Consider the following 21,439-nt stretch of genomic DNA (forward strand, 5'->3'; position numbering starts at 1 on the left):
CCCCATCCGGGTGCGGCGTTTTCTGCTGTCTGGACTTGGTTACTTTGTCACGATTTCGATATCACGTGCGCATCGCCGCAGCGTATCGGCTGCGTCTCCGTTGAAACGATCTCCTTGCCCTCTCCGGCTTCCCTCCCCGATGGTTCGAGTATCGGGCTGAGGGGGGTCGCATGCGGGGGCCGTTGGTCGTCAAGCGGGCGTTCAGCGAGCCGTTGCTCCTGCTGGCGGCGTTCTGCTCGATCCTGCTCGCCACCACCACCCTGGTCGCGCTGACGATGTACGCCTCCTCCATCGCCGAGGCGGGAGTGCGCCGGACGATGGAGACCGCGCCGCTGAGCCAGGTGGCCGTGACCGTCGGCGCGCCCGTGACGGCCGAGACGTTCCAGGAGCGGGACCGGGCCGTGCGATCCCAGGTGGCCGCGGCCTTCACCGGCGCCGCCGCCGAGATCTCCACGAGCTTCCGCTCCGACTCGTACGTGATGCCCGGCCAGGAGCGCCGCGAGGTGCCGGAGCTGCTCAGGTTCGGCAGCTACGACGACCTCGGCGAGCACGCCAGGCTGATCTCCGGCGCCTGGCCACGCCCCACCACAGGCCCAGGCGACACTGTCGAGGCCGCGATCTCCCTGTCCGCGGCGTCGGCGGCCGGGTTCGAGACCGGCCGGGAGATCACCGTCGAAGGCCGCCTCGACCGCCGGCCGGTCAAGGTCCGCATCACCGGGGTCTTCCAGCTCGACGACCCGTTCGGCGACCGGTGGGCCGGTGAGCAACTGCTCGGCCGGGGCGTCGAGACGGGCGAGTTCACCACGTACGGCCCGCTGACGGTGGCGCGCGAGACGTTCCTGGCCCGCTTCGCCACCAACGTCAGCGCCACCTGGACCGCCGTCCCCGACCTGCGGAAGCTGACGCCCGAAGGGCTGCGCCCGCTGGCCGCCGGGGTGGCCGAGCTGCCCGAGGCGCTCAAGGCGAACGGCTGCCCGGCCTGCACCTCCGTCACGCGCCTGCCGGACATGCTCACCCAGCTCGACACCGCCTCCCTGGTGGCCCGCTCCACCATGCTGATCCCGGTGCTGCAACTGCTGCTGCTGGCGACGTACGCGCTCATGCTGACCGCCCGGCTGCTCGCCGACCACCGGCGGATGGAGGTCGCGCTGCTGCGCTCGCGCGGCGCGGGCACGCTGGGCCTGGCCACGCTGGCGGGCGGTGAGGCGCTGCTGGTGGCCGTCCCGTGCGCGCTCGCCGCGCCGTTCCTCGCGCCGCCGCTGCTCTCGCTGGTCCATGCGCTGCCGTGGATCGAGGCCTCCGGCGTCCGGCTCGCGCCGGCGGCGGATCTGGGCACGTTCCTGGTCTCGATCGCGGTGGCGCTGGCCTCGGCCGTGCTGCTCATGCTGCCCGCCCTGACCGGTGCCCGCCATACCTATGTCGAGGAGCAGACCTCGCGCGGTCGCGGCGGCGGGCGCGGCCTGATGGAGCGGGCGGGCGCGGACGTCGCGCTGCTGGTGGTGGCGGCGCTGGCCATCTGGCAGCTGCGGCACTATGGGGCACCCGTCACCGGCACCGCGGGCGGCGCCCTCGGCATCGACCCGCTCATCGTCTCCGGGCCCGCGCTGGCGCTGCTCACCGGCGGCATGCTGGGCCTGCGGCTGGTCCCGCGCATCTCCAGGCTGGCCGAGCGGCTCACCACCAGGCGGCCGAGCCTGGCGCCCGCGCTCGGCGCGTGGCAGGTGAGCAGGCGCCCGCTCAGGTACGCCGGGCCCGCGCTGCTGCTGACCATGGCGATCGCGATCGGCATCGTGTCCATGGCGACGGCCTCCACCTGGCGCACCTCCCAGCTCGACCAGGCACGTCATCAGGCGGGCGCGGACCTGCGGCTGTCCGGTCCGCCTGACGGACCGGAGCTGGGCACGTTCGGCCGGGGCAGCGCGTTCGCGGCGCTGCCGGGCGTCACGGCCGCCTCGCCCGCCTTCCGGGGCCAGGCCGACGTCGGCGGCGACACCGCCACCCTGCTCGGCCTGGACGCCGCCAAGCTGACGCGGATCTTCCAGCTGCGGCCCGACCTGTCGGCGCGGTCCATGGACGAGATGGCCCGCGCGCTGGGCACGAGCAGCGCCGGCACCGGCGCGCTGGAGCTGCCCGGCGCGCCCGCGACGCTCACGGTGGAGGCTCATCTGGACCGTGAGCTGCCGCTGCGCGTGCAGATCTCCGACGCGCTCGGCGTCTGGCGTGAGCTGCCGCTGACCGCGCGCGGTGCGGACCGGCTCGGCGTGGACCTCAAGGCGCCGGCGGGCCGGAGCGGGAAGATCACCTACCCGCTCTCGGTCCGCGGCTTCGTCGCCACCCCGCCGGAGAAAGGCGCGGCGAACGTCAGGCTGACCCGTCTGAGCGCCGACGGCCGTGACCTCGGCGCGCCCGAGGTCACGCTACGGGCGGCGGGCGCCCATCCGGTCGTGGCCGCCTTCGCCCCGCTCCCCGCGCCCGGCCCGCTGCCGGTGGTCCTGACCGCGGATCTCGCCGCCGCGAACAAGCTCACGGTCGGTCAGACCGGGCAGATCAACCTCGACCGCCGGGTCATCGACGTCAAGGTGGCCGGGATCGTCGACCAGATGCCCACCACGGAGCCCGGCCGGCCCGCCGTCCTCGCCGACTGGGCCGCGCTGCAGGCCCACGGGCAGGCGGCGGGGCAGCCGCCCCGGCCCGCCACCGAATGGTGGCTCGCGAGCGAAGGCGGTGACACCGGCCCCGCCCACGCGGCACTCAAGCGCAGCCCGCAGTGGGACGTCACCGCCGTCGACCAGCGCCGGCTCGCCACGGAGCTGCGCGACGACCCGCTGGCGAGCGGCCTGCAGGGCGCGCTGATCCTCGGCTTCGCGGCCGCGCTGTTCTTCGCCGTCCTCGGCTTCGTCGTCAACGCCGCCGTGGCGGCCCGCGAGCGGATGGCCGAGTTCACCATCCTGCGCGCGCTCGGCGTCAGCTTCAGGCAGGTGTTCGGGCTGCTCGCCGTCGAGCAGGCGTTCGTCATCGGCCTGTCCCTGGTCGCGGGCACCGCGCTCGCCGCCGTCGTGGGCGGCCTGGTGGTCCCGCACATCGTGCTGACCGGGCAGGCGTCGGCCGTCACACCCGGCGTACTGCTCGACATCCCGTGGGCTGCGACGGCGGTCATGCTGGCGCTGGTCGCCGCCGTGCTGTTCGCCATCGTCGCCGGGCTGGCGCGCAGCCTGCGCGGACAGGGGCCCGGACAGGGGCTCGGTCAGGTGCTGCGGATGGGAGAGTCCCAGTGAGGCTTCTGCTGCTCGCCCGGGTGCATCTCGGCGCGGTGGCCGTCCTGCTCCTGCTGACGCTGAGCGCGTGCCTGCTCGTGTCGGGCCTGCCGAGAGTGATGCAGGCGGCCTTCGACCAGGCGCTGCGCGAGTCACTGGCCACCGCGCCCGCCCAGCACGCGGACCTGACCGCGGTCCTGAGATCCAACGGCGGCGACCAGGACCTGCGCGAGCCGGCCCTGTTCCAGGCGCAGGACGAGCGGCTGCGCACGCTCGTGCCCGCGCCGCTCAACGGCCTGCTCGCGCCCGCCGGCCACGCCAGCGCCAAGACCTACAACACGCCGGTGTACGCATCGGGCGGGCGGACGTTCGTCAACCTCGGCTGGCTGTCCGACGGAGACCGGCGCGTCGACTGGGTCGAGGGCAGGGCGCCGCGCGAGGTGAGCCAGATGCGCTGGCGCGGGACGACCATCCCGCTCTTCGAGGTCGGCGTCGTGGGCGAGGCCCGGGACAGGATGGGGCTCGGCCTCGGCGAGACGAAGATCCTCGGTGAGAGCGACTACGCCGCCATCAAGATCGTCGGCATCTTCAGGGCCAAGGACGCGGCCGACCGCTACTGGAGCCACAACGGCGACATCCTGAACGTCCGCCAGGTGCAGCAGACCGGCAAACTGGACCTGGAGTGGTACACCACCGCGCTGATCCCCGACGCCGCCCTGACCAGGCTCTCCGGCGATGACCGCAACCTCTCCTACCAGTGGGTCCTGCCGATCGACCACCGCTCGGCCGGCGCGCTGGACGTCCCCGGTTACGACGCCGCGGTGGACGAGTTCGAGCGGCTGATGAGGCTGCAGCCCGGCGTCTACGCCGGAAGCACGCTGTCCACCGGGCTGCCGACGCTGCTCGGCGAGTTCCGGACCGCGCTCGCCACCGCGCAGACCATCATGTTCCTGGTGCTCGGCGGGCTGCTGGTGGTCTCGCTCGGCGTGATCGTGCTGGCCGTGCGGCTCCTGACCGAGCGGATGGACCACGGGCTCACCCTGACGCGGGCGCGCGGCGGCTCGTTGCCACAGGTGGCGGGGGCCGCCGCCGGGCTGACCGGGCTCGCCGTCGCGCCCGGCGCCCTGACCGGATACGCGCTGTCGTACCTCTTCCCCGGCCCGATGGGGCCGCTCGTGCACCTGGGGCCGGTCGTCGTGGTCGGCACGGCGGTCGCGTTCGCCGCCGCGCGGGTGGCCGTCACGCACCGGGCCCCGCTGCACGAGCGGCGCGACGACGTGGTGGCCGCCCGCCCCTCCGCCCGGCGGATCACCCTGGAGGTGCTGGTCATCGGCCTCGCGCTGGCCGGGGCGTACCTGCTGCGCACGCGCGGGCTCACCACCCAGGTGGCGCGGGACGGGCAGGATCCGTTCCTGCTGCTGGTGCCGCTCGCGCTCACGCTCGCCGCCGCGCTGATCACCATGCGCTGCTATCCGTACCCTCTTCGGCTTCTCGTACGGCTGACGGCCCGGATGCGGCCGGCGGTGCCCTTCCTGGGGCTGACCCGGGCCGCCAGGGCGCGTTCGTTCAGTGTGCTGCCGGTGCTGATCCTGCTGCCGGCGTTGGGCGTGTCGGTGTTGGCGTCGGTGATCTCCAGCGGGGTCGCCGGCACCCAGCGGCTGGCGGCGTGGCAGAGCGTGGGCGCGCCCGTCAAGATCACGTCCGAGCGTGAGCTGCCCGCCGACGTGGTCGAGCGCGTCCGCCAGGTGCCCGGCGTGGCGCGGGTGGTGCCCGCGCAGACCGCCACCGTGCAGGTCGGCCACACGGCCGAACGGGCCGAGATCATCGCGGTCGACCTGGCGCGGTGGCGGGAGCTGCTCACCGGCACGCCGATCAGCCTGCCCTCGGTGCCCGCCGCCTCCTCCGGCATCCCGGCGCTGGTCTCGCAGGAGCTGCGCGGGCGCGGCACGTTCGAGATCGGCTGGCAGTCACGGCTGCGGATCACCACCCAGGGCGTGATCCCGGCGCTGCCCGGCTTCTTCACCGAGGGCAAGTTCATCGTCGTGCCGTTCGACGTCAACCAGCGGCCGGCGGTCAACACCCTGCTGATCAGCGGCGACGCTCAGGAGAGCGCGCTGGCGCGGGTGGTCCCGCAGGCCCGGGTCGAGTCCCGGGCCGGAGCGCTGGCCGCCATCCAGCAAGACCCGCTGACCAGCACCGTGAGCGGAACGCTCCTCGTGGTGACGGTCGCGCTGGCCGGCTACGCGCTGGTCGCGGTCGTCATCACGCTGGTGATCGGCGCCGCCGACCGGGCCAAGGCCCTGTCGTTCCTGCGCACCCTCGGCCTGTCCGACCGGCAGGCCGAGCGGCTGACCGTGCTGGAGATCCTCCCGATGATCGTCGTCACCGCAATGGCCGGCCTCGCACTCGGCCTGAGTCTGCCCGCCGCGCTCGGGCCCGGCGTCGACCTGTCCGCCTACGCGGGCGGCCTGCCCGTCGGCGACTACGAGCTCAACCTGGTCACGCCCACCGCGCTGGCCGCCGGGCTCGCGGTCGTCGCCGTGCTCGGCGCCTACGCGCACACCGCCATCAGCCGCCGCCGCAGCCTCGGCGCCGTACTCAGAGTGGGTGACCTGACTTGAACCCGACCCTGTCCGAACTGGAGGCGCAGGCCGGCGAGCGCAAGGCCGCCTTCGGCGGCGACGCGCACATCATCTGCGACAACCTGGTGCGCATCTACAAGACCGAGGGCGTGGAGGTGGTCGCCTTGCAGGGGCTCGACCTGCTCGTCCAGAAGGGCGAGCTGCTCGCCATCGTGGGCGCGTCCGGTTCGGGCAAGTCGACGCTGCTGAACGTGCTGTCCGGGCTCGACGTCCCCACCGCCGGGCTGGCCAAGGTAGCGGGCATGGACCTGCTCGCGATGACCGCCAAGGACCGGCTGCGTTACCGGCGCGAGGTGGTCGGATTCGTCTGGCAGCAGACCGCGCGCAACCTGCTGCCCTACCTGTCGGCGCGGGAGAACGTCGAGCTGCCCATGAAGCTCGCGGGCAAGGCCCGCCGCGGCCGGGCGGCGGAGCTGCTGGAGCTGCTGGGCGTCGGCTACTGCGCCGGACGGAAGGCGCCCGAGATGTCCGGAGGCGAGCAGCAGCGCGTCGCCATCGCGGTCGCGCTGGCCAACTCGCCGCAGCTCATCCTCGCCGACGAGCCGACCGGCGAGCTCGACAGCGAGACGTCGGAGGAGGTGTTCGACGCGCTGCGCAAGGCCAACAGGGAGCTGGGCGTGACCGTGGTCGTCGTCACCCACGACCCCCTGGTGTCGGAGCAGGTGGACCGCACGGTCGGCATCCGTGACGGGCGGACCAGCAGCGAGACGCTCAGACGCGAGGACGCCGAGGGTCAGATCATCGCCGAGGAGTACGCCGTGCTCGACCGCGTCGGCAGGCTCCAGCTCCCCCGCGACTTCATGAACGCCCTCGACATGGAACGCCGCGTACGCCTTGAGCTGGAATCCGACCATATCGGGGTATGGCCGGCACGAGAGGAGCCCTCCGATGAACAGTGAGCCCCTGGTCGTCGTCGAAGGACTGCGCAAGGCCTACCGCAGCGGCCCCCAGGAGGTCGTCGCCCTGAGGGAGGTGTCCTTCGAGGCGTTCCCCGGCGAGCTGATCGCCATCCGGGGACGGTCCGGATCGGGCAAGACCACCCTGCTCAACCAGATCGGCGGGCTGGACACGCCTGATGCGGGGCGGGTGCTCGTGGCCGGGCACGAGGTGACCGCGATGGCGGAGAACGACCTGCTGGCGCTGCGGCGCGACGTGGTGGGGTTCGTGTTCCAGTCGTTCGGGCTCATCCCGGTGCTGTCGGCGGCCGAGAACGTCGGCGTCCCCATGCGGCTGGCGCGCACGCCCGTGCCGGAACGGGACAAACGCGTCCGCATGCTGCTCTCCCTCGTCGGCCTGGAGCAGCACGTGAACCAGCGCCCCTACGAGCTGTCCGGCGGCCAGCGGCAGCGCGTCGCCATCGCCCGCGCGCTCGCCAACCGTCCCCGCCTGCTCATCGCCGACGAGCCGACCGGGCAACTCGACTCACAGACCGGGCGGCAGATCATGCACCTGCTGAGAGCCCTGGTCCGCAGTGAGGGCGTCACCGCCCTGGTCGCCACCCACGACCCGAACCTGATCACACTCGCGGACCGGGTCCTGGAGATCAGCGACGGCGTCCTGCGCGAGACCGCCCTGCAGGAGACCTGACCCCCGAAGCGGCGGCGGTCAGCGGCCGGTGCGGCTCGCCACGATGACCTGGACAGTGTGTTCGAGAGCGTAGGCGGGGTCGGCGCCGCCGCCCTTGACCTGCTCGTCGGCGTCGGCGACTGCCTGCATGGCCTGCGAGAGCCCTTCCGGGCCCCAGCCGTTCAGCTGCCGCTTGACCCGGTCGATCTTCCACGGCGGCATCCCCAGGTGGCTGGCCAGCTGCCCACCACGCAGATTACGAGGCGCGCCCCCGACCTTGGCGATGGACCGCAGCCCGCCGGCCAGCGCGCTCACCAGCAGCACCGGGGCGACCCCGGTGCCGAGCGCCCAGCGCAGCTGCTCCAGCGCCTCCCCCAGCCGCCCCTCGACCGCCGAGTCCGCCACGTTGAACCCGGTGACCTCGGCCCGCCCCTTGTGATAGCGGGCCACCGCATTGAGGTTGATGGTCTTGTCCTGCGTGTCGAACGCCAGCTGGCTGCAGGCCGCCGCGAGCTCCCGCAGATCATTGCCCACCGCGTCGAGCAGCGCCTGAGCCGCATCCGGCGCGATGCTACGGCCGGCCCTCTTGACCTCACTCTTGACGAAGTCGAGCCGATCCCCTGCCTTGGTCACCTTGGTGATGGTGACCACCTTGGCGCCGGCCTTCTTGACCCCGTCGACCAGCGCCTTGCCCTTGGCCCCGCCCGGATGCGCCAGCACGAGGACGACGTCGTCGGAGGGCTGCTTGGCATAGGCCAGGACCTCGGCGCTGACATCCTTCACCAGATCCTGCGCCGACCGGATCACCACCACGATCCGATCCCCGAACAGGGAGGGCGACGTCAGCTGGGTCAGCTCACCGGTCGTCACCTTGGATCCGACCAGATCGTGCACCTCCGCCCCGTCTCCCCCGGCCCGCGCCGCCGCGACGACGGCGGCCACCGCCCGCTCGGCCAGCAACTCCTCGTCGCCGACCACCAGGGTCACAGGTGCTGGATCGGTTCCCGCCATGTCAGGCAGCATGCCACGCCCCACCGACAACCCGGAACTCACCCTGGTGAGTCGTGTGGTCGTACCGGATGGAACGGGGACCGCCGCCGGCCGCCACGCAGCACGCCTAGCGGAGCCGCAGTCCTTCGATGACGAGCCCGACCATGCGGCGCGCGTCGTAGCGAGGGCTTTCGGCCCCGATGCACAGATTGCCGATGCCGCGCATCAGGACGAGGGCGTCCATGTCGGGGACGATCTCGCCCGCCGTGGCGGCGGCGTCGAGCAGGTCCGCGCAGACGGGGACGAGGTGGTCCAGGAAGTAGGCGTGCAGCGTCTGGAACGCCTCCTGGTCGGACTGCAGCGCCTCGGCCAGGCCGTGCTTGGTGACCAGGAAGTCGACGAAGAGGTCGATCCAGCTCGCCAGTGCGGCGTGCGGTGTGGCGCTCTCCGCCAGCAGCGCCGGGCCTGCCTCGGCACACGCCTCCACCTGGTGACGGTAGACCGCGACGATGAGATCGGCCCGTGTCGGGAAGTGACGGTAGATCGTGCCGACGCCGACGCCGGCCTTGCCGGCGATCTCCCGCACCGGGGCGTCGACGCCGGAGACGACGAACACCGAGGCGGCCGCGTCCAGCAGCGCCTTCTCGTTACGCCGGGCGTCAGCCCGTCTCCGCGGGGCCACCGATTCGCCACTGGCGCCGGCCATCGTCCACTCCCGTCTTGCAAAGCGGAACACTGTTCCGTATATTCCAGTCGGAACCAAGTTCCGTATTGACAGGATGCCAGCCCGGCAGGCCGATGCCAAGTCGCGAAGGAACAACCATGCACGCAATGCCAGAGCCCACGCCGGTCGTCTCGGTGCACCCGACCGCGCTGCCAGCGCCGGATCGCGGCGAGGATCTGCGGGTACGGATCTCCGCACCCGTGACCGGCCACGAACTGCCCGTCATCGTCTTCTCCCACGGTTTCGGCCAGTCCGCGACCGGCTACGCCCCGCTGGCCGACTTCTGGGCCTCCCACGGCTTCGTCGTCATCCAGCCCACCCACCTCGACTCGCGGACGCTGAACCTCCCGCCTGACGACCCGCGTACACCGCTCATCTGGAAGTTCCGGGTCGACGACCTGAAGCTCGTTCTCGACCGACTCGACCTCCTGGAGACGTCCGTCCCCGGCCTCGCCGGACGCCTCGACCGCACCCGCATCGCCGTGGCCGGACACTCCTGGGGCGCCCAGACGGCGAGCACCCTGCTGGGAGCCCGGGTGCTCAACGCCGACGGCACCCCCGGCGAGGACATGTCGGACCCACGGATCAAGGCCGGCGTCCTGCTGACCGTGACAGGCACGGGAGGAGCCGACCTGTCCCCGTTCGCGGCCGAGCACTTCCCCTTCATGAGCCCGAGCTTCGCGGACATGACCACCCCGGCCCTCATCGTCGCAGGCGACCAGGACGACTCCCCGCTGTCGCTCCGGGGGCCGGACTGGTTCACCGACGCGTACCACCTGAGCCCGGGCGGCAAGAGCCTGCTCACCCTGGCCGGGGCGGAGCACTCGCTCGGTGGCATCTCCGCCTACGAATCCACCGAGACGACGGACGAGAGCCCCGAACGGGTCGCCCTGATCCAGCGCCTCACCTGGGCCTACCTTCGCGACACCCTCGGCCTCAAGGACGCCACCTGGCCGGCTTCGGTGGACAGCGCCTTGGGCCACCTCGACTCCAAATAGCGCGCCACCCGACCGGGTGCACGCGCTCTCGCAAGCTGCTCATTGGGCCCTGCCCACACGCCCGCAGCACGCTTGGTCCCGGCTCACCGTGACCTTCGACTACTGCGGCTCGCCGAAGCCCCGATCACCAGTCGCTCCTGGCTGGGAAGTCTCCGCCTCGGACCGAGCCGGTTATCCGATCCTGATGACGCCGTCGGAAACCGACACCCGCGTCCCCCTCGGCACGACATCCGAACCTGCCAGCCTGCACGGGTTGGGCACCGGCTGGGGTGCGGCCGTGGTCCTCATCGATGATCATCTACCATCGGGGATCACCCGGTTGGGTTGCGGCGGACGACCCGGCATCCTCCAGTCGCAGGCCGCACGACGCTCTATGCTGAGGCCCTCGCTGATCATGAGATGTGAGGGGTGCCGTGCTCCCGTTACCGCCCCTCTTCCCGCTGCGGCTGGTCATCGTGTCCGCCTTGGCCGCGCTGGCCGCCCCCGCTCTGCGGACAGCGTGGTGGTACCTCCCTGAGGGGCCCGTCTTCACGGCCGAGGGTTTCACCTGTCCCTTGAGCGCCGAACCCTACGCGAGCACCGACGTCGACTGGCTCCTGGCGATCAACTGGCCGACAATCTCGGCGGAGCTGAACGGCTGGCCGACCGGTGTGATGGCCCTCGCTCTGGCCGCCGTCATCGCGCTGAGGGGGCGGTGGAGCGCGATCGCGGCGTGGGCGGGGGCCGGGCTCTTTCTCGTGGGCGCGGTGGTGTTCTCGATCCCGTTCGCGATCGAGGTCGTCGAGGTCGGGTGCCGTGAGACGACCCGGTTCGCCCTCTGGGACGCCGTCTGGTTCGGCCCCTTCCTGAACTATGTGACGGGGGCCGCGCTGCTTGTGACCAGCGCCGCCTTCGCCCGCGAGGTTCGAGGCGTCGCGCCGTTGGGGGCCGACCACCTCATCAATCCAGCGGGATGACAGGCCTGACGAGGGTGCCGCGGGTGTGCGGGCGTTTCGCAGCGAATTCGCCCTGTGCGGGGTCGCGATAGGCACTCGCCTGAATCAACCACTTGGTGAACCAGGGTTCGCCACCGCATTCGGCACCACCGCCGTCGGCGCCGCGGACCTCGCGGCGGTCAGCGGTCAACTCCCACTTGTAGGGGTTTTGGGCCATATACAGTCCAGACAGCGTCGGCGATGCTGCGGCCACGCGGACGCCGTCGGGCATGACCAGGGTGTTGTCGTCTTCAAGCCATCGGGTCGGCATGCGATCGCCCCAGGGGAACAGGCTTCGTGCGCCGAATGCGTAGGCGTGTTCCCATTCATTGGGAGTGGGCAGACGTCGGCCGGTTCGTCCCAGCTCATCGGTGATCGTGTCGTAGGTGGTGTGGGCCGCGAGCCACGCCGCCGTGGGTTTTCCGTCTGGGGCGAAGCGGACTCTGCCGTGGGTGCCCGTATCGGTTTCGGGCAGGATGAGATCGTCGACGAGTTCCTGGTATCCAGGCTTCCACTTCTGGATGAGCGCGGTGATGATCGGGTGATCGAGGGGAGCCTCACTCACACCGGCCTCGTCAGCGTGCACTGCGGCGAGGAACGCCTTCACATGCGCAGCACGGGGGCGCGAGGTGATCGCGGCGATGTGTTCGCGGATCCCGTCGACAGTACTGTCGGTCCGGCGGGCGCGGGCCTCAGCTCGGTCATCCGGCTCAAGGTCGGCGTACTCGGGGAACAGATCCAACGCTGTGTAGCTACCGAGATAGGAAAGAACCTCTTCGTCGGTCGGCGTCCAGGATTCGGGGTCAAAGCCGAGCTGAGCGTGTCCGCCGGGGACGAAGGCGAACGGTCTCCCGTCGACCTCGATGATCGCGTTGTAGGCGGTTCGTCCGGCGAATTCGTGCAGGTGGACGGACGTGACGACACCGCCTACGGCCTGAGCGGTAGCCTCGGCCGTGGCTGCAGCCGCCTTTCGGTCGAAGTGAAGCCACTCGTCGAGGGTGATATGGGCAGTCGACATGCTGCAGGAGTATGCCGGAACCGGCCTCACCGTTGGTGATATCGAATGTGCGGACTTCGTAGGTGATGTGCTGTCCCATCGAGACGATCTCGGACGGGTCCTCGAATCTGCGCCAGGACGGCTCGGGCATGGTGATGAAGCCAGACGCTGGGGAAGACGGGCTGCTTCGGCCCGTCGGCCAGATCGACGAAGATGTCGAAGCTCTCGATAGCCGCCACAGTGCCGAACAACCGCTGTCCCGGTCGCAATGCCTTGGGAACGCCCAGAGTTGGGGGTTCTCGGCGGCTGTTCGGGAGAGCAGGACCTGCCCGCCCTGAGAGTCGACGGCGATGACCTCGGCAGACGCCCGGTCGCCGACCTGCCGGATCCCACCAGCCGAACGTTGGAAGGTGCCCCCGATCGCGTGACGTCGGCCACGATGCCGGCGAGGGTGTCGCCAACGTCCACGGTCGCCATGAACGAGGCAAGGGGCTGATCGTCTTCCGCCGTCCCCATGATTACAAGGCTCTCAGGAGGCACTCGATGGCGGAGTGGCGTCGATACAGCGTAGCCACACCAGGAGAACGCGGTAGTCGGTTGGCGTGCGGCACGGAGGGTCAGTGTCCCTGCGGACCGCACCTCTAGAGCCTTGCGCCGGCACCACCGAGTCGTAACGATGAGGAGGTCACCAGGTCAGGTCGAGCTGAGCAGGCGTACACGGAACCATCAAATCACTGTGCGCGAGAACCCCGGGCTACCACCGCCAGCCCGGTGTCCGTGGCGACGATGGCGAGGTCGCCGGATTTGTCGGTGCGGTAGATGCGGGCTCCGAGGTGGCGTAGCGCGGCAAGTGTCTTCGGGGCGGGGTGACCGTAGCCGTTGTCCGCGCCTACGCTGACCAGCGCGGCGCGGGGGTTGATCGCGTGGAAGAAGGCGGGGACTTGGCGTGGCGAGCCGTGATGGGGCACCTTCAGGATGTCGGCCTGCGGCAGGGGGCCCCGGAGCAGGTCCTCCTGGGCTTCGGACTCGATGTCGCCGCTGAGGAGGGCCGATCCCGTGGGCCAGCGTACGTGGATCACGACGCTGGAGTTGTTGGCGGCGCTGCCCTCTCCTTGTCCGTCCGCTCGGGCGTTCGCCGGGTCGGGGGCCAGGACCGTCAGCTCCGACGGGCCGAATCGCCATCTGGTGCCCGGGTGTGCGGTCCATGTGGGGATGCGGAGGCGGGCGAGGTCTGCGGTGAAGTGGGCACTCGGTGGCGGGGATTCCTGGTACGGGCTGGTCAGGACCGCCCCTACGCGCCTGTGCCGGAGCACGCCCGTCAGACCGTCCACGTGATCGGCGTGCGGGTGTGTGAGGATCACCAACGGCACGTCACGGATGCCGATCCTGCGTAGGCAGCCGTCCATGACGGAAGGGTCCGGGCCCGCGTCGACGACCACTCCCTGTTGTGGACCTGCCGCGATCACCAGACCGTCGCCCTGGCCGACGTCACACATCACCATCAGCCACCCCGGAGGCGGCCAGGGGGCCACGACAGGTCGTAGGACGAGCATCGCGGCGAGAGCCGCTCCCACGACCGTCAGGGTGACCATCCGCCACGCGCGCCGCCTCAACACCGGCACCGTGACCGCCACGACAACGACCAGCAGGCCCAACCCTGCCAGGCCCGCCGGCCACGGGAGATTGGCCATGGGCACGTTCGCGGCCCACTGGGCCACCATGATGATCCAGCCCACCGCGTACCCCGCCGGGATCACCAGGACCTGGGCGGCCTCGGGCCAGAAGGGCGCGATCAGTGCGGCGACGAATCCGAGCAGGGTCGCAGGGGCCACGGCCACGCCTGCGAGCAGGTTGGCCGGGACGGCTATGAGGCTCACCTGGCCCGACATGAGCACCAGCACCGGCGTGACGGCGGCCTGCGCCGCCGCAGGCACCGCCACGGCTTCCGCCGCCCACCGGGGCAGCCGCAGGCGTCTCCCCGTCTCTCCCACCGGCTTTCCCGATGCCGTCACGCGCGCCTCCACAGGCGTGCTGGCTGTGGAGGAGGTGTCGGTGGGGTCGAAGCCCGTCGGGCGGGCGCGCCAGCGTGAACCCGACGGGACGCTGCCTGGCGCGGGAATGCCGCCGATCGAGGGTGTGGGGACGGAACCCGGCAGGCGGGCGCGCCAGCATGGAGCCGGGGGAACAGTGCCTGCGGCGGCAGGAGTGCCGTTGCCCGGGATTGTCGGGTCCGAACCCGGCAGGCGGGTGCGCCGGTATGAGGGCGAAGGGACCATGTCTGGCGCGGGAGTGCCGTTGCTCGGGGGTGCGGAGTCGGAAATCGGCAGGCGGGTGGCTCGGGGTGAGGGCGAAGGGGGGATGTCTGGGGTGGGGGCGTCGTTGTCCGAAGGGGTGGGGGCGGAGCCCGTGAGGCGGGTGCGCCAGCGTGGGGCTAGGAGGAGGATGCCGGCGGTGGCGGTTACCGATAGGGCGAAGCCGTAGGAGCGGGCCAGTTCGGGGGCGAAGAGGATCAGCAGGAGGACGGTCACCGACAGGGCCGCCATGCCGTCCTTGGCTCGGCCGGTGCCGAGGGCGGCGGCCGCCACCAGGCCCATGAGGAGGGCTCGTAGGACGCTGGGCGAGGGTCTGGCCACGATGGCGAAGGCGAGCATGGCGAGGGCTGCGAAGGCGGCTCGGGGGGCTAGGGGCAGGCCGGCGAGGCGGGAGAGAGCGAGGGCGGCTCCCGCGACGATTGCTAGGTTTGCGCCGCTTACGGCATTCAGGTGGCTTAGGCCTGCTTCCTGGAGGTTGGAGTTCACCTGCTGGTCTATGCGGGAGACGTCTCCTACTACCAGGGCGGGGAGGAGGCCGCGCTGGTCCGGGGGAAGGACGTCGGCGGCTCTGCGGAGGCCTTGCCTGAAAGCGCCCGCTGCGGTCTGGATCCACGAAGGCGGCGTGAGGATTCGAGGTGGCCCTCGGACCAGGAGGACGGCGGCTGTCAGGTGGCCCGAGGTGGGTGCGGACAGGCGGCCCGATACGCGCAGGCGCTGGCTGGGCAGGAGGTCACGCCACTCGGAGCCGTTGGCGAACACGACGATCGGGGTGTGTACGGCCATGCGTTGGCGTCCGGTTCGGAGTGATTCCAGAGTGGCCTCGGCTATGACGCTGTCGCGGGTGAAGTAGGCGGTCTTGGAGCGCCTGATCTTGGGGTCGCTCGTCAGGGTGATCTCGGCGGTGACGGTGGCGCCCCTGGCTGCCAGTGCGGCCGTCGGGCCTGTGGTGACCGCGTGGACGCGGAGGGCGATCGAGGCGGCCGTCGCCGCTACGCACACCAGGACGGCGATCGTCACGTTGCGGTGGGAAGACGAGCGGGCCGGCCATGCGGCGAAGCCGGCGGCGGCAGCGGCCAGGGCCGACACCGTCGCGCCGACCGTGGCTGGGCAGCCCAGGAGGATGAGAGCACTGGCCCAGGCCGCCAGGGCGGGGAAGGTGAGCGGCCAGACGCGTCCCAAGACGATGGCGTCGTCCGGGCCACCGTCCGGAGGATCGGCATGCGGAGAGCGGCTTCCGTTTTTCGGGGGCATGTCAGACGCGGACCTTTGGTTTGATCTCCTCGTACTTCTTTGCTCCTATGCCGCTTACGTCGCGGAGTTGGTCGATCGTCGTGAAGGCGCCGTGGGTGGTGCGGTAGTCCACGATGCGGGAGGCCAGGACTTCGCCTACGCCTGGCAGTTGCTCCAGTTGGTCCGGGGTGGCTGAGTTCAGGTCCAGGATGGCTGTTTCCGGCGGGGCGGCGCCGGCTACGGCGGCTGGGGCGGTGGCGCCCACCAAGATCTGCTCGCCGTCCGTCAGGCGTCTGGCCAGGTTGACAGGGCCGAGGGGGGCTCCTTTGCGCACGCCTCCGGCGGCCGTGACCGCGTCGGTCACCCGGGCGCCCATGGGGAGGGAGTAGACGCCTGGTTTGCGGACCTTGCCCGCTACGTGAACCGTCACCTGGGCCGTCGAGGATGGCCGGGGCGAGGCGGCGGGGGGAGGGCTTGAGATGGGGGTGGGGGCGGCCAGTGGCTCCAAGGTGGGCTGTGAGCGCCAGAGGAAGAAGCCGGCGACGATCACGGCGGCGGCGGCCAGTGCCAGCAGGACTCGCAGGCCCGGTCGGCCCGGGTCCAGGCCCGGGGCGGTCACGGCCGCGCGGAACTCCTGGAAGGTTGCCGGCACGTGGGCGAGGAGGGGAGCGCGCTCAGGAGTGGTGATGGATCGCAGCCGGGACTCGGCTATGGTCCGCTCAGCGGTGGGATCTGGAGTGCGCACGGCGGAGAACCTACGTGACCGCCGACCCTACGCATCCCACCGAACAGCGTTCTGTGGACAACGGAGAACGGTCGGCCACAGCGCTGTGGACAACCTCGAAGCTAAACAACCAGCAAGCCGAAGTGACCGGCCAGCCCAAGTGACCGGCCAGCCCAAGTGACCGGCCAGCCGAGATGACCGTCAAACCCAAGTGACCGTGACCGGCCAGGTGAGCGTCAAACCCAGGCGACCGTGACCGGCCAGGTGACCGTCAAACCCAGGCGACCGTGACCGGCCAGTCGAAGTGGCCGTCCAGCCGGCATGGCGGTCAAGCCGACGTGACCGTAAGACCGAGCATGCCCGGCCCCACGTGTACCCCCACCACGGCCCCAACCTCCACCACCCGCGACCGCACCAGCCCAGGCAGCCGCTTGGCCAGCCGCTCCGCCAAGGAAGCGGCGCGGTCCGGGGCCGCCAGGTGCTGGACCGCGATCTCCACGGCCCCCTCCCCCGCGGCCTGTACCGCCAGATCCTCCAGCCGGGCAAGGGCACGGCTGGAGGTGCGGACCTTCTCCAGCAGCGAGATGCGTCCGTCGACGAGGTGCAGCAGTGGCTTGATCATGAGCGCCGAGCCCACCAGCGACGCCGTGGCCCCGATGCGGCCGCCCCTGCGGATGTGCTCCAGGGTGTCGACGTAGAAGAACGAGCGGGTCTGGGCGACGCACCGCCTGGCGGCCTCCGCCACCGACTCCAGGGGGTCGCCGGCCGCCGCGGCGCGGGCCGCCGCCAGGACCGGGAAGCCGAGGCCCATGGCGATGGAGCGGCTGTCGATCACCTCGACCGGCACGGGAGCGTCCACGGCCGCCGCCAGGGCGGAGTGGACCGTACCGGAGAGCTCGCCCGACAGGTGGATGGAGACGACGCCCGTCGCACCGGCTGCGGCGAGCTCGTCGTAGCAGCGCGCGAAGCGCGCGGGGGAAGGGCGCGAAGTGGTCGCTAACGCGAAATCTCCGGAAAAATCCCACTCATCACAGGACTTATCCTGGCAAATCACTTGTACGGGGACGGCGGTGACGCCAGGCAGGTCGGCCAGATAGGCGGTGGAATCGGTGACTACGGCGACGGCTGGCGACATGGACCGAGGTCGGCTACTGAACCGGTGTCCCACCCCGCCAGACGCGGCGCGGCTTGAGGCCGAAGGACCAGGCGAAGGCGCCTTCGTGGTCGGCGTCCCACTGGACGATGTCCGCCAGGCGGCCCGGCGCCAGGACGCCCCGGTCGGGAGCGCCGAGCACGTTGGCGCCACCGAGTGTGGCGGCGCGCAGCGCGTCGTTGACGCTCATCCCGAACGCCGACACGGCCATCGCGATGACCAGTGACATCGAGGTGATGCCGCAGTGGCCGGGGTTGTGGTCGCTGCCGAGCGCGATCTGCACGCCGTGCTTCATCATCTGGCGGACGGGCGGGAGCTTGCCGCGCTGGAGCGCGGTGGCCGGGCAGACCACGGCGGGCACGCCGTAGCGGGACATGATCGCGATGTCCTCTTCGGACATGTTGTGCAGCCCGTCGGCGGAGGCGCAGCCCAGCTCGGCGGCGAGCTGAACGGCGCCGCGCCGGCTGAACAGGCCCGCGTGGATGCGCGGCAGCAGGCCGACGTTACGGCCGGAGGCGAGGACCCAGCGGGACTCCTCGGTGGTGAAGTGGCCCTCGTCGCAGTAGACGTCCACGCTGTCGGCGCCGGCCGCCGCCGCGTCGGCGCACCAGGCGCCCACGGCCTCGACGTACTCGCGCTGACGGCCGAAGTATTCGGGAGGAACCACGTGCGCCGCGAGGAAGGTGACGTGCACCCTTGGCATCATCGGCTCCTTCTCCAGCTCGCGCAGGAGCCGCACGTCGGCGAGCTCGCCGTCGCGGGTGAGGTGGTAGCCGGTCTTGGCCTCGACGGTCGTGGTGCCGTCGAGCAGCCAGTCGCGCAGGCGCTCGCGGACGCCGTTGCAGAGCGTCCAGGGGTCGGTGCCGCGCGTCACGGTGACGGTGGAGCCCACGCCGCCGCCTGCGGCGGCGATCGACGCGGAAGTGGAGCCGCCGGTGCGGATGGCCAGCTCGGCGTAGCGGTTGCCGGCGTAGACGGGGTGGGTGTGGGCGTCGATGAGGCCGGGCGTGACGAGCGCGCCGCCGAGGTTTTCGACATGGTCGACGTCGACGATGTCGTCGACGACGCCGGGCACGCTCTGCGGCAGGTCGGGCGCTCGCCCGACCCACGCGATGCGGTCGTTGTGCACGAGAATGGCCGCGTTGCTGAGGACTTCGTTTCCGGTCCAGAGGCGGCCGATGTTGGTCAGAAGCCGAACGGTCACCGCATCACCGCCCCACGCTTGAGCAGCACGCAGCGCACGGCTGCTTGCGCCGCGCCCACTGAGTCCGCTCCGGGTCCGGACGACATGGGGGGTCTCCTGCTCTCATCCGCGAAAAGCTTGCGGTGACCGTATCGCTGGACTCATGATCCGGCGATTTCAGTTCAGTTACGTTATTTCACAGGTGCGCTCGCTGTACAGGGTTATTCGGAAGAAAGCTCACTGATCCCAACCGTCACCCTGCCACACCTTCGTCCACAGACTCCCGCGTGTGTCCTGGATCGCAGGAGTCATCATCCGAAACCTGTGCCTTAGATCGGTAAGGCTGCGCTAATCCTAGCAATCCCAGCGTTGCGGGACCACTGCGGCATTTGGGCAGCCCTGCGCCCTTTCGAGCGAGAGCTGCCCAGGAGTACCGCTAAGAGACGCGTTCGACCGGCTTGCCCACCCGCTCCAGCTCCTGATGGAGGCTGGGCAGCACGCGGGCGTGCAGGATCGTGCCGTCGCCGACGTGGTCGACGGAGATCACTTCGCCCTCCTTGTGGGCACGCGAGATCAGGTCGCCTCTGTCGTACGGGATCAGCAGCGAGACCTCGTGATCCAGCTGGGGCATCCGGCGCTCGATGAGCTCCAACAGCTCACCGATCCCGGCGCCCGTGCGCGCGGAGACCATGATGCTGTCGCGCTCGCGCCTGGCGATGCGGTCGAGCACCTCCTGGTCGGCGGCGTCGGCCTTGTTGATCACCACGATCTCGGGCACGTCACCCACGCCCTCGATGGTGGCGAAGACCTCGCGCACGGCGGTGAGCTGGCCTTCGGGGTCGGGGTGCGAGCCGTCGACCACGTGCAGGATCAGGTCGGCGTCGGCGACCTCCTCCAGCGTGGACCGGAACGCCTCCACCAGCTGCGTCGGCAGGTGGCGCACGAAGCCGACGGTGTCGGCGATCGTGAACACCCTGCCTTCGGGCGTGCGCGCGCGGCGCACGGTCGGGTCGAGGGTGGCGAACAGCGCGTCCTCGACCAGCACGCCCGCACCGGTGATCCGGTTGAGCAGTGAGGACTTGCCCGCGTTGGTGTAGCCGGCGATGGCCACGGCGGGCACCTCGCGCCGCTGGCGCCGGTGCCGCATGGTGTCGCGTGAGGTGGACATGCCCTTGATCTGGCGGCGCAGCTTGGCCATCCGCTCGCGGATGCGCCGACGGTCCAGCTCGATCTTGGTCTCACCGGGGCCACGGCCGCCGATGCCGACGCCGCCCGCGGCGCGACCGCCGACCTGGCGCGACAGGTTGCCACCCCAGCCACGCAGGCGCGGCATGAGGTACTGCAGCTGGGCCAGCTCGACCTGGGCCTTGCCCTCGCGGCTCTTGGCGTGCTGGGCGAAGATGTCGAGGATCAGGGCGGTGCGGTCGATGACCTTCACCTTGACCGTCTCCTCGAGCTGGCGGAGCTGGCCGGGGCTCAGCTCGCCGTCGCAGATCACCGTGTCGGCGCCGGTCGTCTCGACCACGTCACGCAGCTCCAGCGCCTTGCCGGAGCCGATGTAGGTGGCGGGGTCCGGGAACTGGCGACGCTGGATGAGGCCTTCGAGCACCAGGGAGCCTGCGGTCTCGGCCAGGAGCCGCAGCTCCTGGAGTGAGTTTTCGGCGTCGGTGATGGTCCCGGAGGTCCAGACGCCTACCAGGACGACCCGCTCGAGCCGCAGCTGGCGGTATTCGACCTCGGAGACATCCTGGAGTTCGGTGGAGAGGCCCGCCACGCGGCGCAGCGCCTGGCGCTCCTCGAGGTCCATGTCGCCGTTCTCGAACTCGTCGAGCGCGGAGTATTCGTGCATTCGTGTCATCTCTAATAGGCAACGTCTGGACACCTCAGTGTCTTCCCCGATGGTGACACGACATCCCAGATGTAATCACCTGGTTATCCCGCGATCACGCTGACATTCCCGGAGCCGGTGGTGAGCGACACCTTGCGCGGCGAGTTCGGGTCCTTGTCGACCGCCACGTTCGTGTCGCCGGAGCCCACCTGGGTCTTGACGTCGTAGGCGCCGTCGGGCACGTGCAGGGTCACGTCACCGGAGCCGGCCTCGAGCTCCGCGCTGTCGGGCGCGGCGGTGTACTTGAGCTCGATGTTGCCCGATCCCGCCTCGGCGAAGACCTTCTTGCCCGCCAGGCCGGAGGCGTCCACGTCGCCGGAACCCACGGTGAGGTTGAGCGGGCCGGTCAGGGACCTGAGCGTGATGTCGCCCGATCCGGCGTCGGCGTCCACCGCCAGCCCCTTGGGGATCTCGATCTTGTAGTTGACGCTGCAGCTGCCCCAGTCCTGCTCGCAGTCGTACCTGACGAACAGCGTGTCGCCGTCGACCGAGTGCTCGGCGTTGGGCTTGTTGTCACGCCACTGGAGCGTCTCGACCACGCGGATGGCGCTGCCGTCCGTCTCGGTGATCACGGTGTCGCCGGCCCCGCTCTTGACGTGGAGCTTGGCCACCTTGTCGGTCACCTCGTAGCTGACGGTGTCCTGGTTGGTCGGGCCGCCGAGGCCGGCGAGGCCGCAACCCGACAGGAGTGCGGCGGATGCGAGGAGTCCACCCGCGATCGCGATCGTCTTCATGCCTTGAATGATCGCCCGTGTTATGCCCTCCACACATCGGGGATGCCCCCGAACACCACCCGGGGTTACC

Annotated in this window: 15 protein-coding genes; 6 read left to right on the forward strand and 9 right to left on the reverse strand. The window is 70.7% G+C overall.

Annotated features, from left to right (window positions below):
* Window positions 1-170 precede the first annotated feature (170 nt).
* Genes ACTMTF_RS10455 through ACTMTF_RS10470 form a run of 4 tightly spaced genes read left to right on the forward strand, consistent with a single transcriptional unit; the run spans window position 171 to window position 7,483 of the window.
* A complete protein-coding gene (locus ACTMTF_RS10455) occupies window positions 171-3,275 on the forward strand; it encodes an FtsX-like permease family protein (RefSeq protein WP_441110413.1) in 3,105 nt (1,034 codons plus the stop codon).
* Window positions 3,272-5,875, forward strand: a complete 2,604-nt coding sequence (locus tag ACTMTF_RS10460; RefSeq protein WP_441110414.1) for a hypothetical protein — start codon at window positions 3,272-3,274, stop codon at window positions 5,873-5,875. Before ACTMTF_RS10455 ends, ACTMTF_RS10460 begins: the two co-directional genes overlap by 4 nt.
* Complete coding sequence (locus ACTMTF_RS10465; protein ID WP_441110415.1) at window positions 5,872-6,795, forward strand: ABC transporter ATP-binding protein; 924 nt, start codon at window positions 5,872-5,874, stop codon at window positions 6,793-6,795. Before ACTMTF_RS10460 ends, ACTMTF_RS10465 begins: the two co-directional genes overlap by 4 nt.
* Complete coding sequence (locus tag ACTMTF_RS10470) at window positions 6,785-7,483, forward strand: ABC transporter ATP-binding protein (RefSeq protein WP_441110416.1); 699 nt, start codon at window positions 6,785-6,787, stop codon at window positions 7,481-7,483. Before ACTMTF_RS10465 ends, ACTMTF_RS10470 begins: the two co-directional genes overlap by 11 nt.
* An 18-nt stretch (window positions 7,484-7,501) precedes the next feature.
* Here ACTMTF_RS10470 and holA read toward each other — a convergent pair whose 3' ends face one another.
* Both holA and ACTMTF_RS10480 read right to left on the reverse strand, forming a co-directional pair.
* Window positions 7,502-8,473, reverse strand: coding sequence for a DNA polymerase III subunit delta (holA, locus tag ACTMTF_RS10475; protein ID WP_397009359.1), 972 nt, complete (start codon window positions 8,471-8,473; stop codon window positions 7,502-7,504).
* 106 nt (window positions 8,474-8,579) lie between these two features.
* The gene (locus ACTMTF_RS10480; protein ID WP_441110417.1) at window positions 8,580-9,158 is read right to left on the reverse strand and encodes a TetR/AcrR family transcriptional regulator; all 579 of its coding nucleotides are present in this window, start codon (window positions 9,156-9,158) and stop codon (window positions 8,580-8,582) included.
* Window positions 9,159-9,274: 116 nt separating this feature from the next.
* On the opposite strand from ACTMTF_RS10480, the gene ACTMTF_RS10485 reads away from it, so the two are divergent.
* Window positions 9,275-10,174: an alpha/beta hydrolase family protein gene (locus ACTMTF_RS10485; RefSeq protein WP_441110418.1), complete on the forward strand. Its 900-nt coding sequence runs from the start codon at window positions 9,275-9,277 to the stop codon at window positions 10,172-10,174.
* Window positions 10,175-10,587: 413 nt separating this feature from the next.
* Window positions 10,588-11,130, forward strand: a complete 543-nt coding sequence (locus ACTMTF_RS10490) for a hypothetical protein (protein WP_441110419.1) — start codon at window positions 10,588-10,590, stop codon at window positions 11,128-11,130.
* On the opposite strand, the gene ACTMTF_RS10495 is transcribed toward ACTMTF_RS10490, so the two are convergent.
* From ACTMTF_RS10495 to ACTMTF_RS10525, 7 genes are all read right to left on the reverse strand, one after another.
* The gene (locus tag ACTMTF_RS10495; RefSeq protein WP_441110420.1) at window positions 11,114-12,166 is read right to left on the reverse strand and encodes a hypothetical protein; all 1,053 of its coding nucleotides are present in this window, start codon (window positions 12,164-12,166) and stop codon (window positions 11,114-11,116) included. The two genes, ACTMTF_RS10490 and ACTMTF_RS10495, sit on opposite strands and share 17 nt — an antisense overlap.
* A 710-nt stretch (window positions 12,167-12,876) precedes the next feature.
* The gene (locus tag ACTMTF_RS10500) at window positions 12,877-15,636 is read right to left on the reverse strand and encodes a ComEC/Rec2 family competence protein (protein ID WP_441110421.1); all 2,760 of its coding nucleotides are present in this window, start codon (window positions 15,634-15,636) and stop codon (window positions 12,877-12,879) included.
* Between the two features lie 73 nt (window positions 15,637-15,709).
* On the reverse strand, window positions 15,710-16,432 hold the full coding sequence (locus ACTMTF_RS10505; protein WP_441110422.1) for a helix-hairpin-helix domain-containing protein: 723 nt from the start codon (window positions 16,430-16,432) through the stop codon (window positions 15,710-15,712).
* A 307-nt stretch (window positions 16,433-16,739) separates the two neighbouring features.
* Window positions 16,740-17,546: a DegV family protein gene (locus ACTMTF_RS10510; protein ID WP_441110423.1), complete on the reverse strand. Its 807-nt coding sequence runs from the start codon at window positions 17,544-17,546 to the stop codon at window positions 16,740-16,742.
* Window positions 17,547-17,559: 13 nt separating this feature from the next.
* Entirely contained in the window at window positions 17,560-18,768 is a 1,209-nt protein-coding gene (gene hutI, locus ACTMTF_RS10515) for an imidazolonepropionase (RefSeq protein ID WP_397009344.1), read from the reverse strand.
* A gap of 415 nt (window positions 18,769-19,183) precedes the next feature.
* Window positions 19,184-20,596, reverse strand: coding sequence for a GTPase HflX (gene hflX / locus ACTMTF_RS10520; protein ID WP_441110637.1), 1,413 nt, complete (start codon window positions 20,594-20,596; stop codon window positions 19,184-19,186).
* Window positions 20,597-20,679: 83 nt separating this feature from the next.
* The gene (locus ACTMTF_RS10525; RefSeq protein WP_397009342.1) at window positions 20,680-21,369 is read right to left on the reverse strand and encodes a DUF4097 family beta strand repeat-containing protein; all 690 of its coding nucleotides are present in this window, start codon (window positions 21,367-21,369) and stop codon (window positions 20,680-20,682) included.
* Window positions 21,370-21,439: the final 70 nt, after the last annotated feature.

Origin of the sequence: Nonomuraea sp. ZG12, assembly GCF_052068115.1 — a bacterium.
Classification (GTDB): Bacteria; Actinomycetota; Actinomycetes; order Streptosporangiales; family Streptosporangiaceae; genus Nonomuraea.

Coding starts and splice junctions, on each gene's coding strand:
- ACTMTF_RS10455 (WP_441110413.1), top strand. CDS start 171: ATGCGGGGGCCGTTGGTCGTCAAGCGGGCGTTCAGCGAGCCGTTGCTC.
- ACTMTF_RS10470 (WP_441110416.1), top strand. CDS start 6,785: ATGAACAGTGAGCCCCTGGTCGTCGTCGAAGGACTGCGCAAGGCCTAC.
- holA (WP_397009359.1), bottom strand. CDS start 8,473: ATGGCGGGAACCGATCCAGCACCTGTGACCCTGGTGGTCGGCGACGAG.
- ACTMTF_RS10480 (WP_441110417.1), bottom strand. CDS start 9,158: ATGGCCGGCGCCAGTGGCGAATCGGTGGCCCCGCGGAGACGGGCTGAC.
- ACTMTF_RS10485 (WP_441110418.1), top strand. CDS start 9,275: ATGCACGCAATGCCAGAGCCCACGCCGGTCGTCTCGGTGCACCCGACC.
- ACTMTF_RS10495 (WP_441110420.1), bottom strand. CDS start 12,166: ATGTCGACTGCCCATATCACCCTCGACGAGTGGCTTCACTTCGACCGA.
- ACTMTF_RS10510 (WP_441110423.1), bottom strand. CDS start 17,546: ATGTCGCCAGCCGTCGCCGTAGTCACCGATTCCACCGCCTATCTGGCC.
- hflX (WP_441110637.1), bottom strand. CDS start 20,596: ATGCACGAATACTCCGCGCTCGACGAGTTCGAGAACGGCGACATGGAC.
- ACTMTF_RS10525 (WP_397009342.1), bottom strand. CDS start 21,369: ATGAAGACGATCGCGATCGCGGGTGGACTCCTCGCATCCGCCGCACTC.